Source organism: Sphingomonas fucosidasi (assembly GCF_036663855.1).
GTDB lineage: Bacteria > Pseudomonadota > Alphaproteobacteria > Sphingomonadales > Sphingomonadaceae > Sphingomonas > Sphingomonas faeni_B.
The window spans coordinates 342,862-357,754 of record NZ_JAXOJR010000006.1 but is presented as its reverse complement, the minus strand read 5'-3'; the positions used below and the strand labels follow the sequence as shown (position 1 = coordinate 357,754).

Annotated in this window: 14 protein-coding genes, 1 tRNA gene and 1 pseudogene; 1 reads left to right on the top strand and 15 read right to left on the bottom strand. The window is 63.3% G+C overall.

Translation table 11 applies throughout. From position 1 onward, the window contains the following. Positions 1 to 474: 474 nt before the first annotated feature. From U1737_RS13350 to U1737_RS13335, 4 genes are all read right to left on the bottom strand, one after another. Positions 475 to 999, bottom strand: coding sequence for a DUF5681 domain-containing protein (locus U1737_RS13350; protein ID WP_332797090.1), 525 nt, complete (start codon positions 997 to 999; stop codon positions 475 to 477). After that, a complete protein-coding gene (locus U1737_RS13345) occupies positions 983 to 1,429 on the bottom strand; it encodes a DUF5681 domain-containing protein (RefSeq protein ID WP_332797089.1) in 447 nt (148 codons plus the stop codon). The genes U1737_RS13350 and U1737_RS13345 overlap by 17 nt, the downstream gene beginning before the upstream one ends. Then, on the bottom strand, positions 1,422 to 2,738 hold the full coding sequence (locus U1737_RS13340; protein WP_332797088.1) for a site-specific DNA-methyltransferase: 1,317 nt from the start codon (positions 2,736 to 2,738) through the stop codon (positions 1,422 to 1,424). Before U1737_RS13340 ends, U1737_RS13345 begins: the two co-directional genes overlap by 8 nt. A gap of 566 nt (positions 2,739 to 3,304) precedes the next feature. After that, positions 3,305 to 3,395, bottom strand: a tRNA-Ser gene (locus tag U1737_RS13335). Positions 3,396 to 3,483: 88 nt separating this feature from the next. On the opposite strand from U1737_RS13335, the gene U1737_RS13330 reads away from it, so the two are divergent. Further along, on the top strand, positions 3,484 to 4,341 hold the full coding sequence (locus tag U1737_RS13330) for a peptidylprolyl isomerase (protein ID WP_332797087.1): 858 nt from the start codon (positions 3,484 to 3,486) through the stop codon (positions 4,339 to 4,341). Here the strand turns inward: U1737_RS13330 and U1737_RS13325 are convergent. The 11 genes and pseudogenes from U1737_RS13325 to U1737_RS13275 form a co-directional block, all read right to left on the bottom strand. Beyond that, a pseudogene (locus U1737_RS13325) lies at positions 4,338 to 5,192 on the bottom strand (pirin family protein). The gene U1737_RS13330 and the pseudogene U1737_RS13325 overlap by 4 nt on opposite strands. Before the next feature lies 1 nt (position 5,193). Further along, a complete protein-coding gene (locus U1737_RS13320; RefSeq protein ID WP_332797086.1) occupies positions 5,194 to 5,766 on the bottom strand; it encodes an NADPH-dependent FMN reductase in 573 nt (190 codons plus the stop codon). A 186-nt stretch (positions 5,767 to 5,952) separates the two neighbouring features. Further along, positions 5,953 to 6,747, bottom strand: coding sequence for a DODA-type extradiol aromatic ring-opening family dioxygenase (locus U1737_RS13315; protein ID WP_332797085.1), 795 nt, complete (start codon positions 6,745 to 6,747; stop codon positions 5,953 to 5,955). 76 nt (positions 6,748 to 6,823) lie between these two features. After that, entirely contained in the window at positions 6,824 to 7,891 is a 1,068-nt protein-coding gene (locus U1737_RS13310) for a spore photoproduct lyase family protein (RefSeq protein WP_332797084.1), read from the bottom strand. 36 nt (positions 7,892 to 7,927) lie between these two features. Continuing rightward, positions 7,928 to 8,461 carry a response regulator transcription factor gene (locus U1737_RS13305; protein ID WP_187503679.1) on the bottom strand — a complete coding sequence of 178 codons (534 nt, stop codon included), beginning with the start codon at positions 8,459 to 8,461 and terminating at the stop codon, positions 7,928 to 7,930. Positions 8,462 to 8,471: 10 nt separating this feature from the next. After that, positions 8,472 to 9,785 (bottom strand): ATP-binding protein, encoded by a 1,314-nt coding sequence (locus U1737_RS13300; RefSeq protein ID WP_332797083.1) that lies wholly within the window; start codon positions 9,783 to 9,785, stop codon positions 8,472 to 8,474. After that, positions 9,782 to 10,498 (bottom strand): SURF1 family protein, encoded by a 717-nt coding sequence (locus U1737_RS13295; protein WP_332797082.1) that lies wholly within the window; start codon positions 10,496 to 10,498, stop codon positions 9,782 to 9,784. The genes U1737_RS13300 and U1737_RS13295 overlap by 4 nt, the downstream gene beginning before the upstream one ends. Further along, complete coding sequence (cyoD, locus tag U1737_RS13290; RefSeq protein ID WP_187503676.1) at positions 10,498 to 10,884, bottom strand: cytochrome o ubiquinol oxidase subunit IV; 387 nt, start codon at positions 10,882 to 10,884, stop codon at positions 10,498 to 10,500. The genes U1737_RS13295 and cyoD overlap by 1 nt, the downstream gene beginning before the upstream one ends. Continuing rightward, positions 10,881 to 11,519, bottom strand: a complete 639-nt coding sequence (cyoC, locus tag U1737_RS13285; protein WP_248524002.1) for a cytochrome o ubiquinol oxidase subunit III — start codon at positions 11,517 to 11,519, stop codon at positions 10,881 to 10,883. Before cyoC ends, cyoD begins: the two co-directional genes overlap by 4 nt. A 4-nt stretch (positions 11,520 to 11,523) precedes the next feature. Then, positions 11,524 to 13,524 (bottom strand): cytochrome o ubiquinol oxidase subunit I, encoded by a 2,001-nt coding sequence (gene cyoB / locus U1737_RS13280; RefSeq protein ID WP_248524000.1) that lies wholly within the window; start codon positions 13,522 to 13,524, stop codon positions 11,524 to 11,526. 9 nt (positions 13,525 to 13,533) lie between these two features. After that, positions 13,534 to 14,787 (bottom strand): ubiquinol oxidase subunit II, encoded by a 1,254-nt coding sequence (locus U1737_RS13275; protein ID WP_443027125.1) that lies wholly within the window; start codon positions 14,785 to 14,787, stop codon positions 13,534 to 13,536. Positions 14,788 to 14,893 lie beyond the last annotated feature (106 nt).

The window sequence follows — 14,893 nt, the reverse complement described above, 5'->3', positions numbered from 1 at the left end:
CTATCGGCAACATCCCGCCTGCCGAAGCCGAACACCAATATTATGCTGCCGCAGACAACATCGATATGGCGGCGTGACTCACAACCCAAGGCCTCCGGCAGACCCGGGGCGGTTCAGCGGATGGCGGGCCATGCTACGCTGGCGTAGCCGCTGCGGCCTTTGCGTAGGACACGGCGGCGTACGGCGGTGTGGCGGGTCGGGAGGGATTCGAACTATCTGTTGAGTCTGGAGATGTCGTAATCGAAGCGCGGCCGCTTCAGGACATGTCCAGATGTGGCTAAACGCCCCACATTGGGCCGCCTAGCTGTCGCCCCCCGAAGTTGAATGAAGGGCAACTAACCATGCTCGGTCGCCCACAGCGGCCATTCCGCTTTCCACCAAGATACGTAATGCCCTACTTGGCACACGTCATCCTTTGCGGGTGTCTTTTAAGGCGTCTCAGCGGGCCATTTATTCTACCACCATACCGGCTTTTTATTTTTTTGATCTATCTACCGCCTGTGATTCCCGTAATTCACGATCGATGTCAGCTGTGTATTGCTGGTGAGCCTTACGCTCGCGCATCAAGTAGGGAAAACGTTCGGCAACATCTTCGTTGGGAAAGCTTGAATCATAGACCGCCTCCCACTCATCGCAAGTTAGCTTTGCTGGTAAAATCAGGACCGCAGAACGCCCCTCCTGCCGGGGAGCAAGTTTTTGCAATAAGGATCGTTGAAGCTTAAACGCCTTTACATCACCTTGAGCAGCTTTCTTTCTCAAGCTTAACAATACTAGCTCGAGGGTCGATTTTCGGCACGATTTACCGTCGATGGTGACCTTGTGACGCTGCATGGCGACACGCTTTGCCATTGTGCGCTGATTGGAAGAACCGCGTGGCCGACCAAGGCGATTGATCGGCTGGCCCTCACCGAACCTGACCCCCCGCGGCCGTTCTATTAGTTCCTCCTCATAAGCGTCAGTAAAGTCGTCTTCGATGAAACCGTCATCCTCGGGCTGCATCGCGAAGCTCCTGTATCCGACAAAGACCGTCATGTTCCAAGGGCCAGGGAGGCGGGCCATAGAGCTTTAAGTTCTGATCCCACTTGTCGGGGTCATAGTCGATAGGGCGGTATATTCGCACAGGCCACTCGGCCCCTGTCACCTGCGCCGTGATGATGTCGTAGCGGATGAACTCGTTGATCAGCAGCTCAATGGCCCGCATGTTGCCCTTAATCGCATCGCTTGCGAGTTTACGAAGAGCGAGCTCGTGCGGGTGCATCTTGTAGGCGGCATTACCCTCCCCGACCGTTACCGGCGCGTTGATCAAGGCGTACACATCATTCGCCCCGCTCGCCTTCGTGCGTCGCTTGGGTTGAGGACAGCCCTTGCGAAACTGGCTGTGTTTTGGCGGATTGCCGTATCCGACAGGTTTCTCAGGATCGTCAGCCATGCTGCACCTCCCGGTCGCCGCGAACCTCGTTAAAGGTTTGGCCAGTAGTTTCTAGAACGGCTGTCATCCCTTCCCGACCCGCGCGGGAGATGATCACATCCACATAGAGTGGGTCTAGTTCCATTAGACGCGCGCGCCGTCCCGTGTCCTGGCAGGCCATCAAGGTAGTTCCTGATCCACCGAACGGGTCAAGTATGAGATCACCGCGGTGGCTCGCATCTTTAACCGCTTCGGCGATCATGAGAACGGGTTTGACCGTGGGATGCATCGCTAACGCGTCATCTCGACCGTGACCGAAGCTGTTTGCGCCCGCGAAAGTCCAGACGTTGCTGCGATGACGTCCATCGACGCCGAGATTGACGTTGTTGATGTGAGCGCGACGGCCTTTCTTGTAGATAGCTACAAGTTCATGCTGGCTCCTCATAAAAGAGCCCATCCCCGCGTTGGTCTTGGCCCAAACAGCCAGATTGACGAGGCGATCATAGACTGCCTCGCCCACTGAAAGTACGTCTCCGAGGATGCGCCAATCGCAGAAAACATAGTGTAGCGAGCCCGACCGACTGACCCGCTCCAGCTGGAACATGAATGCTTCAAGAAAGCGCTTAAACTCTTCCCGCGTCATTTCGCCAGATGCAGCGACGAACTCCCGGTGCTTGTTTTTCCCAAGTCCGCTGACATGTCCTTGGATCGGGCAGTTCCAAGGCGGATCAGTGATCACCATGTCGATGCGATCATCGTCAAGTAGCGTTACATACGAGGCTGCGATGGTGGCGTCACCGCAAAGCAACCGGTGGCGATCTCCTATAATCCAGAGGTCTCCCTCGCGAGACACCGCCCGTTCGCGCAAAGCCGGGATTTCGGCTTCCAGCTTCGGCTTTTTGGTCGATCTGTAATCAGCCAAAAGGTCGACTTCTTCAACGTCAAAGCCGGTCACCGAAAGGTCCAGCTCATTGTCGAGCACTTCGATCTCAGCAAAGCTCTTTGCCAGGAGCTCGCGATCCCACGTAGCCAGCTCGGCTGTACGATTGTCGGCGATCATGAAAGCCTTCAGTTCGGCCTTTGTGAGATGATGCAGACAGATTACCGGTATGGTGGCCAGCCCTAGTGCCAATGCTGCCTCAACGCGGCCGTGACCTGCCACGATCTGGTCTTGATCATCGATAAGCACCGGATGAGTTACCCCAAACTGTCTCATGGAGGTCATGATCGCTTGGACTTGCTTCTTACTATGAACGCGCGGATTGTCGCTGCGCGCCTTTAGTTCGCCGGGGGAGCGGAGATGAACTTTATATTCGAGTTGCTTTGTCATTGCGTGTCTCGTCGCCAAGGCGGGTCGAAGCCCGCCAGATAGGTGAGATGGCGCATCCGTCGCTGCACAAACGAGCGAGCTGGATGGCCAACGATGTTTCCGCAGTGACGGCTATCGCGTTGCGCTAACCGCTATGACATCTCGAGGGCATTGCCTCTTAACGACCGGTTCGGTCGACCGACATGTTCGGGCCATTGGCTCCGTGCCTCACCGTCATGCCTCCGCCCCGACTACCCGTCAAGTGATCGCAAAGGTGCAGATTGCGGTAGTTAATTCCCGTGGCTGTTGACCCGAATTCCCTCTAAAAAACCTACTGAAACCGGATGGATCCGGACTACCGGGGCTACTTATCGACGATGCAGATTGCGTTCGCCCCAGTATTTTCCCGCTGAAACGGGAAAATCCTCAAACGGTACTGCCTGCCTTTGGCGCGGAGAAATGGCCTCGGAAAGCCTTGGTTTTGTCTTTCGGCGACAGTCTCCCAGTACGACCGCGTCGCGAAACCACGCAGTTCTGCGCGGCTTTCGAGGTCGCTCGTGCTTTTGAGAGGTAGCGCTGAGACCAGGTGGCGGAGCGGGTGGGATTCGAACCCACGATACGCTTTTGACGTATACTCACTTTCCAGGCGAGCGCCTTCGACCACTCGGCCACCGCTCCGCATTGCTCTGGAAGGGGGTCTGCTAGTGCGGGTTTCGCGTGCGTGCAAGCGATTGCGTGTGCAGACGGGGTCGGGCAGTCTGCGTTCATGATGAATTTGCTGATCGCTGCCGCGTTTGCGCAGGTAGTTCCCGCCGCCGCGACGCTGCCGTCCGATCCTTTGCCGGCTGATTGGGTGGCGGTGCCGGATGACGAACTGCTCGTGTTCACGCTCGCCAATGGCCACCGCGTCACGGTTCGGCTGGCGCCGCGCTATGCGCCCGTGCACGTCGCCAACATCCGCAAGCTCGCCGCTGCGCACTGGTGGGATGTCGGGACGAGCGTGTACCGGGTGCAGGACAATTACGTCGCGCAATGGGGCGATGCGACGGAGAAGAAACCGCTCGCCGCGGGCGTCGTCGCCAACCCGCCGGCGGAGTATTCGCATGCCGGCCCGACCACCGTCGCACGGCTGTCGCTGCGTGATCCTTATGCCGAATGGGCGGGATATAGCCGTGACGGGTGGCCGCTCACAGCCAATGGCGCGACCGAGTGGCTGCCGCATTGCTATGGCATGGTGGGGGTCGCGCGCGATCTGGCACCGAGTACCGGGAGCGGGGCGGAACTCTACACCGTGATCGGCCACTCGCCGCGTGCGCTTGATCGCAACATCGCGGTCGTCGGGCGGGTGATCGACGGGATCGAGTGGCTATCGTCCTTGCCGCGTGGGACCGGCGATCTCGGCTTCTACAAGACCGAGGGCGAACGGAGTCCGATCGTGTCTGCGCGGCTGGCGAGCGACCTGCCGGCGGCCGCGCGACCGCACTTCCAGTATCGCGCGACGGATAATCCGCGGTTCGTCGCCTGGATCGCATCGCGCGAGAACCGGTCGGGGCCGTTTTTCACGGTGCCGGCGGGCGGCGCGGATATCTGTGCCGCGCTGCCGCCGGTGCGCCAAACGCCTTAGCTCACGACCGGGGGCTTGCCGAAAAGACCGGCATTATAATCCTCGATCGCGCGCACGATCTCCTCGCGGGTATTCATGACGAAGGGTCCGTGCTAGACGACGGGTTCGTTGATCGGGTCGGCATGACCGTACAGGATCGTCGCGGGGGCTTCGGTCGTCACTGTGATCGTGTTGCCATCGTTGCCGAAAGTGGCGAGGTGATGCGGCTTGATCGGCGTGCCGTTGGCCGATGGCGAGCCAGCGACGACGTAGAAGAAGACTGCGCGGCCGCTTGGCGCCGGCAGGTCGACCTCCGCGCCGGCTTCGAGTTCGACGGTCATCATCGCTACGTTCGTCAGCGATTCGATCGGGCCGCGCTGGTCTTCGAAGCCGCCCGAGATCAGGTTCACTACGCCGCCGTCGACCGGTACCGCGGGAATGTCCTCGCGCTGGAGGCCGGTATAGGCGGGCTTGGCCATTTTGAGCCGGCCGGGGAGGTTGACCCAGAGTTGCAGGATCTCCAGCGGACCGCCGTCGCGCTTGAACGACGTTGGCGAGATTTCCGCGTGGATCAGGCCCGAGCCGGCGGTCATCCACTGGACGCCGCCGGCGCGGATGACGCTTTCGTGGCCGCCGCTGTCGAGATGCGCCATCTCGCCCTTCAGGATGAAGCTGACGGTCTCGAACCCGCGGTGCGGGTGCGGGCCGAACGGCAGGCCGGTGTTGCCGGGGCGATAGGTCTGCGGGCCGTGATGGTTGAGGAACAGGAACGGATCGACCTGCGGCAGGCCCGGCCCCGGTAGCGGGCGGCGGGTGACGAGATCGGCGATGTCGTCGCGCTGCGCCGGATACTGGTTGAGGACCCGCCGCATGTCAGGACGCCTCGCGGTCGGCAGTGGTGGGGCGGGCGATGTCGGCGAGCAGGTCGTCCACGCCGCCGACCAGGAAGTCGAGCGTGCGCTGGTCGGTCAGGCGAGCATCGGCGATCTTCTCGTGCACCGCGCCGACGACGGCTTGGGGACGCAGGACGGTGCCGGCGCCGATCGAGGCCAGCGTCTCGTTGAGTTGCGCGTGCGCACGCGCGCCGCCGACTGCGCCGGGCGACGAGGTGAGCGTGAACACCGGCTTCCCCGTGAGCCTCGCCTTGCCGTGCGGGCGCGAGGCCCAGTCGAGCGCGTTCTTCAGGACGCCGCAGATGCCGTGATTATATTCGGGGGAGGCGATGACGATCCCGTCGGCCGCGCCGATCGCCGCGCGCAGGGCTGCGACCGCGGCGGGGGGCGTGTCGGTGTCGGCGTCCTGATCGTAGAGCGGCACGTCGTTCAGCGGGAAGATTTTCAGCGCTGCCTTGTCGGTGATCGCATCGCCTAGCGTGGTCAGAATCGCGGTGTTGTACGAGCCGCGGCGCAGGCTGCCGGAGATAGCGAGCAGGACGGGAAGAGCCATGGGAATTCCTTTAGCGTATTGAACGATGAATGGATCCTCCCCCGCCAGGGGGAGGTGGCTGGCGCTTGCCAGACGGAGGGGGAGGTAAGAGAAACCGCTGTGCCGTGTCCTCCCCCTCCGTCACCTTCGGCGCCACCTCCCCCTGGCGGGGGAGGATCGTGAAGCGCCGATGGCCGCCTGACCTCATCAGTTGAAGCGGTAGCCGGAGATTGCGGTTTGCAGGACGCGCTCCCCGTAGACGTGTGCGCCGGGCTGGTCGGAGGCACCGGCGGCGACCATCAGTGGTAGGAGATGCTCTTCGCGGGGATGCGAGAGGCGGCCGGCGGGGGCTTCGGCCCAGTCGGCTAGCGCTGCCGCTCGGGCGGTTGGGTCGGACTCGACCGCGGCGGTGAGCCATTGGTCGAAGGCTTCGGACGGCGCGGTGAAGCGGGGATCGCCGTAACCACGCATGTTGTGGAAGCTCATGCCCGAACCGACGATCAGGACGCCTTCGTCGCGCAGCGGGGCGAGTGCGCGGCCGGCGGTGGCGTGCAGCGCCGGGTCGAGATCGCGGTCGACCGACATTTCGACGACTGGGATATCGGCGTCGGGGAATGCGACCTTCATCGGGATAAAGACGCCGTGACCGAGGCCGCGCGTGGGATCGATGGTCGCGGTCATTCCGGCGCCACGGAGCAGATCGGCGGCGCGGGCTGCCAGCGCGGGATCGCCGGGGGCGTCGTAGCGCAGTTCGTAGGTGTGCTGGGGGAAGCCGCCATAGTCGTAGATCAGCGGCGGGGCGGCAGCACCGGTGAAGGCGAAGCCGCGCGTTTCCCAGTGGCCGGATACGACGAGGATCGCCTTGGGCCTTTCGGGCAGCGAGGCGGCGATCGACCGCAGGTAGGCGGCCATGCCTGTCCAGTTGCCGGCGGGGTCGTCCATGAAGAAACAGGGCCCGCCACCGTGCGGGATGAAGAGCGTTGGCTGGCGGGTGTTTGTCATGGTCTGGAGGTAGGCGGCGGCGGGGACGATCGGAAGGCCGCGAATGGCAACGCTGCGTTGCCGGTTGGCGCGCGGGTCAGGTCCAGTAGAGGATGCGGGCTTGCGGGAGTTTAATCGCGATTTCGTCCTGGAAGAAACTGCGGAGCGCGCGCATCGTGTCGGCGTCGTAGACGTATTTTATCGAGCCGAACTTTGTGCGTTTCTGCGTGCGGTTGGCCATGCTGAGGTCGAGCGACGAGCCTGGGTACCAGGTTTCGAGTACCGCCTTCGAGCCGGGGGTGTAGCGGTGGGTGATCAGCTCGATCGTCACGTCGGGAACGTCGGCGAGCATCCTGCCCGCCTCCGTCAGCAACTCGCCATACGCCTCGCGCCAGCCTTCGGCGGCGATGATCGGGGCGACGGTCAGGCCGATCTTGTAGCCGGCGTCCGCCATCCTGCGCAGCGCCACCAGCCGCGCGGCGACAGGGCTCGTGCCGCCTTCGAAGCGGGCATAGGCGGTGGGGTTGATCGAAGCGCGCATGCGGGTGCGGCCGCGGTGGTCGAGCGCCAACAGCGGTTCGACCGCGTCGAACTTGGTGGTGAAGCGGAGTTGCACGTCCGCCTCCCACGCGCCGAAATGGGCGATCAGCGCGGACAGCGATCCGGTGACGTGCTCGATGCCGAGCGGGTCGGTGTAGCAGGATGCCTCGAAGGTCGTACCCTCGTGCGCGCGGGCGGTCGAGCGCGAGGTGACGGTGCCCTGGCCGAGATGCGCGGGAAGTTCTGCGAGGATCTCAGGCAGGTTCGCGTAGACGCGCGTGATCGGCGGCCCTTTCAGCGAGCCGGCGAGGTAGCAATAGCCGCAATGCGCAGGGCAGCCTTCGGCGAGATCGATCCGCCAGTCGGCGCTGGGCGCTATCGGCTGGAGCTTGCGCTTCGAGGGCGGCGCGACGACCAGTGCGAGCGTGGCCTTGGCTTCTGCGTAGGCACGGCGGGAGTCGTCGGGCAAGTCCAACTTGAGGCGGTCGCTCGCCAATTTGGTGACCGGCACGCCCAGCGCGGTTGCACGCGCGGCGATCTTGGCACCGTGCTCCCAGGTCAGCGCCGAGGGGGTCGCGAGCAGGCGCTTCGGCTGCCAGAGTCGTGAGGGTTTTGGCGCTGGCATCGAACGACAACGCGCGCCTTCGGCGAAGCGTTGCGGCTATTTTACCGGGCGTTTCTCAAGCTTTCGCGCGAGCGTCCGGCGGTGCATGCCGAGACGGCGCGCGGTCTCGGAGATGTTGAAGTCGGTTTCGGCGAGCGTGGTGTGGATGCGCTCCCATTCGAGCGTCTTGATCGAGGTTGGGCGTTCGGAGAGTTCAGTGTCTACTACGCCGTCGGTGCGGTCGAACGCGGCTTCGATGTCGTCGGTGTTCGAGGGTTTGACAAGATAGTGCGAGGCGCCGAGCTTGATCGCCTCGACAGCGGTCGCGATGCTGGCGAAGCCGGTGAGGACGACGACGATGATGTCGGGATCGTGCGCGTGGAGCGTCTGGACGCAGACGAGGCCCGATGCGCCGCCTAGCTTGAGGTCGACGACGGCGTAGCGCGGCGTGCGCTCCGCCAGTTGCTCGACGAGCTCCTCGTGGCTGGCGGCCTGCATCACCTCGTAGCCGCGGCGTTCGAACGAGCGGCGAAGCGTGCGGGCGAACGTCTCGTCGTCTTCGACGATCGCGAGCAGGGCGGGTTCGCTCATGCCGTAGTCCTCATGAGAGCGCGATCGCCGAGAGAGGCATGCTGATCGTGACCTCCGCGCCACCGCCCTCGCAGTTCACGACCGACACGCCGCCACCGAGCTTGCGCATGACGTTGACCGCCAGGAAAAGGCCGAGGCCGTGGCCGGGTTCGCGCTTGCTCGACTGATAGGGTTTGCCGAAGCTGGCGAGCCGCTCAGCGCTGAAACCGGGGCCGCGGTCGCGGACGATCAGCGCGAGGTCGCCGCCGCTGCGTTCGCCGCGGAATGCGACCCAATGCGGCGAGGCTTCGGCGGCGTTGTCGAGCACGTTGGCGATCACCTGTTTGAGCGCGGGGTCGGACACGACCTGCGGATCGTCGCCGACGCGGGTGGTGTAGTCGAAATCGACCGAGGGGTGAACGGCGCGCCATTCGTCGACGATCGCGTCGAGGAACTGGTGGAGCGGCATGATCTCGGGCGCCTCACCCCGTGCCTCGCCGGCCGAGAGCAGAATGCCGGTGACGATCGCCTTGCAGCGTTGAACCTCGGATTGCATCTCGACGATCTCGGCCTGGAGGTCGGCGTCCTGTGCGAGCGTTGGCATGCGGCGCCAGTCGGCGAGGATGACCGCGATCGACGCGAGCGGCGTGCCGAGTTCGTGCGCGGCGCCGGATGCGAGCAGCCCCATGCGGACAATGTGGTCCTCCTCCGCGGCCTGCTGGCGAAGATCTGCGAGGCGCGTGTCGCGCGCGCGCAGATTGCCGGTGATGCGGGCCATGAAGAGCATCAGCAGCGTCGCGATCAGCATGAAGCAGAGCAGCGAGCCGATCGTGTAGAGCAGGAAATACTCGCCGCTGTAATCGGGGGGCAGGATCAGCGGGCGGTAATAGAGCGTGAGCAGCCCGAAGCAGGCGGCGGTGACGACGACGATCGCCCAGCTCGACCAGCGATCGAGCAGCACTGCGCCGAGCACAACGTGGAGCAGGTAAAGCGAAATGAACGGGTTGGTCGCACCACCCGCCAGATAGAGCTGCGTGGTGAGCAGGCCGACGTCGAACAGCAGCGCCAGCAGGAGCTGGATGTTCGCACCCTTGCGCCAGCCATAGAGCGGCATGCTGGCGATGTTGAGGCCGACCGCGGCGGCGAGCGCGGCCATCATCGGGACGAGCGGGAGGTCGAAGCCGAGACCGAACCGCGCGAACAATATCGTGACGAACTGGCCGGCGACCGCGATCCAGCGCAGCGTCACGAGCTGACGCATGTTGGCGTTGCCGGTCGCGTCGGTGCGCGCGGTGGCAAGGGCGAGCCAGCGTTGCCAGCCCTGTCGTGCGCCTGCGGAGGTCATGCCTCCTCTCGCCGCTTGCGTGCATCCTGGCGAACGAACACGACGAACGCGACGATGGTCATTGCGGCAAGCGCGAACCAGGTGAGCATGTAGACGAGGTGATTGTTCGGGAAGGCGATGATCGTCAGGCCGCCGACCGGGGCGCCCGCGCCGGATTTGTCCGCATCGACGAAATAAGGCGCGACGTTCGAGAGACCTCGGGCCTTGGCGATCGCGGCGACATCACGCGAATACCATTTGTCGGTCGCGGGATCGTTGCTGCGGAGGAAGCCGCCGTTGGGCTCGGTGATGCGGAGATAGCCGGTGATCGTGACCTGGCCGGTCGGCTTGGCATGCGCAACGCGCTGCTCGGGCGAGACATAGCCGCGGTTGACCAGGACGGTGAAGCCCTCGCGCGTCCGCAAGGACGTGACGACCCAATAGCCGCTGCCGAGCGCGGTAGCGGCGCGCACCAGCGTCTCACGGGTATTGTCGAGAACGCCGTCGAGCCGGATGCGGCGATAGGCGTCGGTGGTGGCGGTGATCGCGCCCCAGGAAGCGGGGCCTGGTGGCGCGACCGGCACGGCATGCGCGCGGGCCGCGACCTGTTCGATCAGGTTGAGCTTCCAGGCGCGGCGCTCGACCTGCCAGATGCCGAGCGCCATGAACCCGGCGAACAGCAGCAGCGCGACCAGGCCTGCGACATAGACGGCAGGGCCCGGTCGCGTCTTCATCACATGTCTGCCGCGGCCTGCATCGGCATCATGTTCGTGTTCATGTGGTACATCACCCAGATCGATCCGCTGAGCGTGATGACGACCAGGATGATCGTGAAGATCAGCGCCATCATCGTCCAGCCGCCCTCCGACTTGCCGCTCATGTGCAGGAAGTAGATCATGTGGACGACGATCTGCGCGACCGCGAACACCATCACGACGAGGGCTGCGGTCGACGGATCCTTGAACGCGTCGGTCATGACGATCCAGAACGGGATCGCGGTCAGGATGACCGAGAGGAAGAACCCCTTGATGTAGCTGCCGCGGGTGCCGTGCGAGGCGTGATCGCCATGGCCGTGATCGCCATGGTCCGCGTGTGCGTCGTGCGCGTGGGTGTCGCTCATCGTAGGGTGCCCATCAGATAGACGAAGGTGAAGACGCCGATCCAGATGACGTCGAGGAAATGCCAGAACATGCTGAGGCACATCAGGCGGCGCTTGTTCGCGGCAATCAGGCCGTGCTTCTGGACCTGGACCATCAGCGTCACGAGCCAGATCAGGCCCATCGTGACGTGAAGGCCGTGCGTGCCGACCAGCGTGAAGAACGACGACAGGAACGCGCTGCGGGTCGGGCCCGCCCCCTCATGGATGAGGGTGGCGAACTCGTACATTTCGATCGACAGGAAGGCGAGGCCGAACAGGCCGGTGAAGACCAGCCACATCTGCATGACGCGCTGGCGACCTTCCTCCATCGACAGCATCGCGAAGCCGTAGGTGATCGACGAGAACAGCAGCATCGCGGTGTTCACCGCCACCAGCGGCAGTTCGAAGATCTCCTTCGGGCTGGGGCCGCCGGCATAGCTGTTGCCGAGCACGGCATAGGCCGCGAACAGCACCGCGAAGATGAGGCAATCGCTCATCAGGTACATCCAGAAGCCCAGCATCGTGCTGCCGCCATCGGGATGCTCGTGCTCGTCTAGGTCATAGAACGAGACCGGTTTGGTCTCGTTCAGACCGTCCTTCATCGGTATTGCGGACATCGCGTCAGGCTCCCTGGATCGCGAGCTGGCGGGTGCGCGCGTCCTCGCTGGCGATCACGTCCTCGACCGGGATGTGATAGTCGCGCTTGTAGTTGAAGGTGTGGAAAATGGTGGTGCCGAAGATGCCGGCGAGCGCCAGCCCTGCGAGCCACCAGACGTACCAGATCATCGCAAACCCGAACGCCACGCTGAGGCCGGCGAGCACGACGCCCGTGCCGGTGCCGCTAGGCATGTGGATCGACTTGAAGCCACTGACCGGACGGACCGCCTTGCGCTCCTTCATGTCGTACCAGGCGTCCAGGTCGTGGACGATCGGCGTGAACGCGAAGTTATACTCCGGCGGCGGCGACGAGGTCGCCCACTCAAGCGTGCGGCCGTTCCACGGATCGCCCGTGAGGTCGGCAAGCTTCTCGCGGTTCCGGATGCTGACGAAGATCTGCATCAGGAAGGCACCGATACCGGCGGCGATCAGCGCTGCACCAAAGGCGGCGATGACGAACCAGATCTGCAGGTTCGGATCGTCGAAATAGCGCATCCGGCGGGTCACGCCCATCAGGCCGAGCACGTAGAGCGGCATGAAGGCGAAGTAGAAGCCCACGACCCAGCACCAGAACGAGATCTTGCCCCACGTCTCGTTCAGCTTGAAGCCGAACGCCTTCGGAAACCAGTAGTTGATGCCCGCGAACATGCCGAACAGCGTCCCGCCGATGATCACGTTATGGAAATGCGCGACCAGGAACAGCGAGTTGTGGAGCACGAAGTCGGCAGGCGGTACGGCGAGCAGGACGCCGGTCATGCCGCCGATCGTGAAGGTCACCATGAAGGCGATCGTCCACATCATCGGCAGTTCGAACCGGATCCGCCCCTTGTACATCGTGAACAGCCAGTTGAAGATCTTGGCCCCGGTCGGGATCGAGATGATCATCGTGGTGATGCCGAAGAACGAGTTCACGCTCGCGCCCGACCCCATCGTGAAGAAGTGGTGCAGCCAGACGAGATAGGCGAGGATCGTGATGACGAGCGTCGCATAGACCATCGAGCTATAGCCGAAGAGGCGCTTGCCCGAGAAGGTCGAGGTGACTTCCGAGAAGATGCCGAACGCCGGCAGGACCAGGATGTAGACCTCCGGGTGACCCCAGATCCAGATCAGGTTGACGTACATCATCGGGTTGCCGCCCGAGTCGTTCGTGAAGAACGCGGTGCCGATGTAACGGTCGAGCGACAGCATCGCGAGCACCGCGGTCAGCACCGGGAAGGCGGCGACGATCAGGATGTTGGTGCACAGCGACGTCCAGGTGAAGATCGGCATCTTCATCATGGTCATGCCAGGCGCGCGCATCTTGACGATGGTCGCGACCAGATTGACGCCGGACAACAACGTCCCGATGCCCGCGATCTGCAGCGCCCAGATATAGTAATCGACGCCGACGTCGGGCGAATACGCCAACCCTGAGAGGGGCGGCATCGCGAGCCAGCCGGTCCGCGCGAACTCACCGATGAACAGCGACATCATGACGATCACGGCACCCGCCGCGGTCATCCAGAAGCTGAAATTGTTGAGGAACGGGAACGACACGTCGCGCGCACCGATCTGGAGCGGGACGACATAGTTCATCAGGCCCGTGACCAGCGGCATCGCCACGAAGAAGATCATGATCACGCCGTGCGCGGTGAAGACCTGGTCGTAGTGATGCGCGGTCAGGTACCCTTCGGACCCGTTGAACGCCATCGCCTGCTGCGCGCGCATCATGATCGCGTCGGAGAACCCGCGCAGCAGCATGACGATCGCCAGAATGATGTACATGATGCCGATCTTCTTGTGATCGACGCTGGTGAACCACTGGTTCCACAGATAGCCCCAGACCTTGAAATAGGTCAGCGCCGCGACGAGGCCTGCGCCACCGATCGCCACCATCGCAAAGGTGGCGACGACGATCGGTTCGTGCAGCGGCAGCGACTCCAGGGTCAGGCGGCCGAAGATTGTCTTCAACAGAGTGTCGTTCATGATGGTTCTCTAGCCGTTCGCGACGGGGCGCGTGCCCGGCATGGTGGAGGGGGACAACCCATTCTTCTTGGGCATCAACATCGTGTGATTGCGGTTCGATACCGATCCGGGCGCATTGTTCGCGCCGTCCTGTTTTATGTCGGCGGGCGCGGTCCAATGCTGGCCGCTACCCTTTTCGTCGGCGTCCTTCATCAGGGCGCCTTCGACCCGCTCGGACGAAGCCTGCGGACCCTTGCCGCCATTGACGCCCGGCATCGCCATGCCGGCATGCGAGTCCCCCCCGCCTTTGCCGCCGTGCATCATCTGCGACATGCAGACCTTACCGGGCTGGACGCACTGTTCGACGACCAGCTTGAACATGTCCGGCGCGACCGCATTGTAATAGCGGACCGGGACCTTCTCGCTCGGCTTCTCCAGCTGGAGATAGCTCGCGCGATTAAGGCCACCGCCACGCTGCTTGACCTGGTTGATCCAGGCATCGAAGCCCGCGTCGCTGACGCCGTGGAAGCGGAAGCGCATGCCCGAAAAGCCTGCGCCGCTATAGTTGGACGAGAAGCCCTCGTAATTGCCGGGCTTGTTGATGACCGCGTTCAGCGTCGTCTGCATGCCGGGCATCGTATAGATCATGCCGGCGAGCGCAGGGATGTAGAACGCGTTCATCACCGACGACGAGGTCATCTGGAAGCGGATCGGGCGATCGACCGGCGCGGCCAGTTCGTTGACCGTGGCGATGCCGTATTCCGGATAGATGAACAGCCACTTCCAATCGAGCGCGACGACCTGCACCTCGAGCGGCTTGCCGACGCCGTTGGCGAGCTGCTGCTTGTCGACCAGGTTGCCGACCGGCACGTTGTTCGCGAGCGTCGGCGTATCGGGCTTGATCCGGCCGAGCGGGCGATACGGATCGAGCAGATGCGTGCTGGTCCAGGTCAGCGCGCCGAGCGCGATGATGATCAGCAGCGGCACACCCCAGATCAGCAGCTCGAGGCCGACCGAGTGATCCCAGTTGGGCTCGTACTTGGCGGCCGTGTTCGCCTGGCGATAGCGGAACGCGAAGAACAGGGTCAAAAAGATCACCGGAACGATGATCAGCAGCATCAGCCCGGTCGCGATCAGCACGAGGTCTCGCTGCTGCACTGCGATATCGCCAGCAGGCGACATCACGACCCAGTCGCAACCGCTGGTGAGCAATGCCAAGGGCATGGCAACCAACCATTTTCGAGCCGAGATTTTGGTACGGGAAAGCTGTGTCACGACGGTCATGCGGTCCCCCTACGCCTCGATTGCGCCGCACTACAGTGGACAATTTGTCCAATGGGCGCTGCACTGCAACATCGGCATGGCTTTATCGGTATCAGGGATAGCATAG

Coding starts and splice junctions, on each gene's coding strand:
- U1737_RS13350 (WP_332797090.1), bottom strand. CDS start 999: ATGCAGCCCGAGGATGACGGTTTCATCGAAGACGACTTTACTGACGCT.
- U1737_RS13345 (WP_332797089.1), bottom strand. CDS start 1,429: ATGGCTGACGATCCTGAGAAACCTGTCGGATACGGCAATCCGCCAAAA.
- U1737_RS13340 (WP_332797088.1), bottom strand. CDS start 2,738: ATGACAAAGCAACTCGAATATAAAGTTCATCTCCGCTCCCCCGGCGAA.
- U1737_RS13330 (WP_332797087.1), top strand. CDS start 3,484: ATGATGAATTTGCTGATCGCTGCCGCGTTTGCGCAGGTAGTTCCCGCC.
- U1737_RS13320 (WP_332797086.1), bottom strand. CDS start 5,766: ATGGCTCTTCCCGTCCTGCTCGCTATCTCCGGCAGCCTGCGCCGCGGC.
- U1737_RS13315 (WP_332797085.1), bottom strand. CDS start 6,747: ATGACAAACACCCGCCAGCCAACGCTCTTCATCCCGCACGGTGGCGGG.
- U1737_RS13310 (WP_332797084.1), bottom strand. CDS start 7,891: ATGCCAGCGCCAAAACCCTCACGACTCTGGCAGCCGAAGCGCCTGCTC.
- U1737_RS13305 (WP_187503679.1), bottom strand. CDS start 8,461: ATGAGCGAACCCGCCCTGCTCGCGATCGTCGAAGACGACGAGACGTTC.
- U1737_RS13300 (WP_332797083.1), bottom strand. CDS start 9,785: ATGACCTCCGCAGGCGCACGACAGGGCTGGCAACGCTGGCTCGCCCTT.
- U1737_RS13295 (WP_332797082.1), bottom strand. CDS start 10,498: ATGAAGACGCGACCGGGCCCTGCCGTCTATGTCGCAGGCCTGGTCGCG.
- cyoD (WP_187503676.1), bottom strand. CDS start 10,884: ATGAGCGACACCCACGCGCACGACGCACACGCGGACCATGGCGATCAC.
- cyoC (WP_248524002.1), bottom strand. CDS start 11,519: ATGTCCGCAATACCGATGAAGGACGGTCTGAACGAGACCAAACCGGTC.
- cyoB (WP_248524000.1), bottom strand. CDS start 13,524: ATGAACGACACTCTGTTGAAGACAATCTTCGGCCGCCTGACCCTGGAG.
- U1737_RS13275 (WP_443027125.1), bottom strand. CDS start 14,787: ATGACCGTCGTGACACAGCTTTCCCGTACCAAAATCTCGGCTCGAAAA.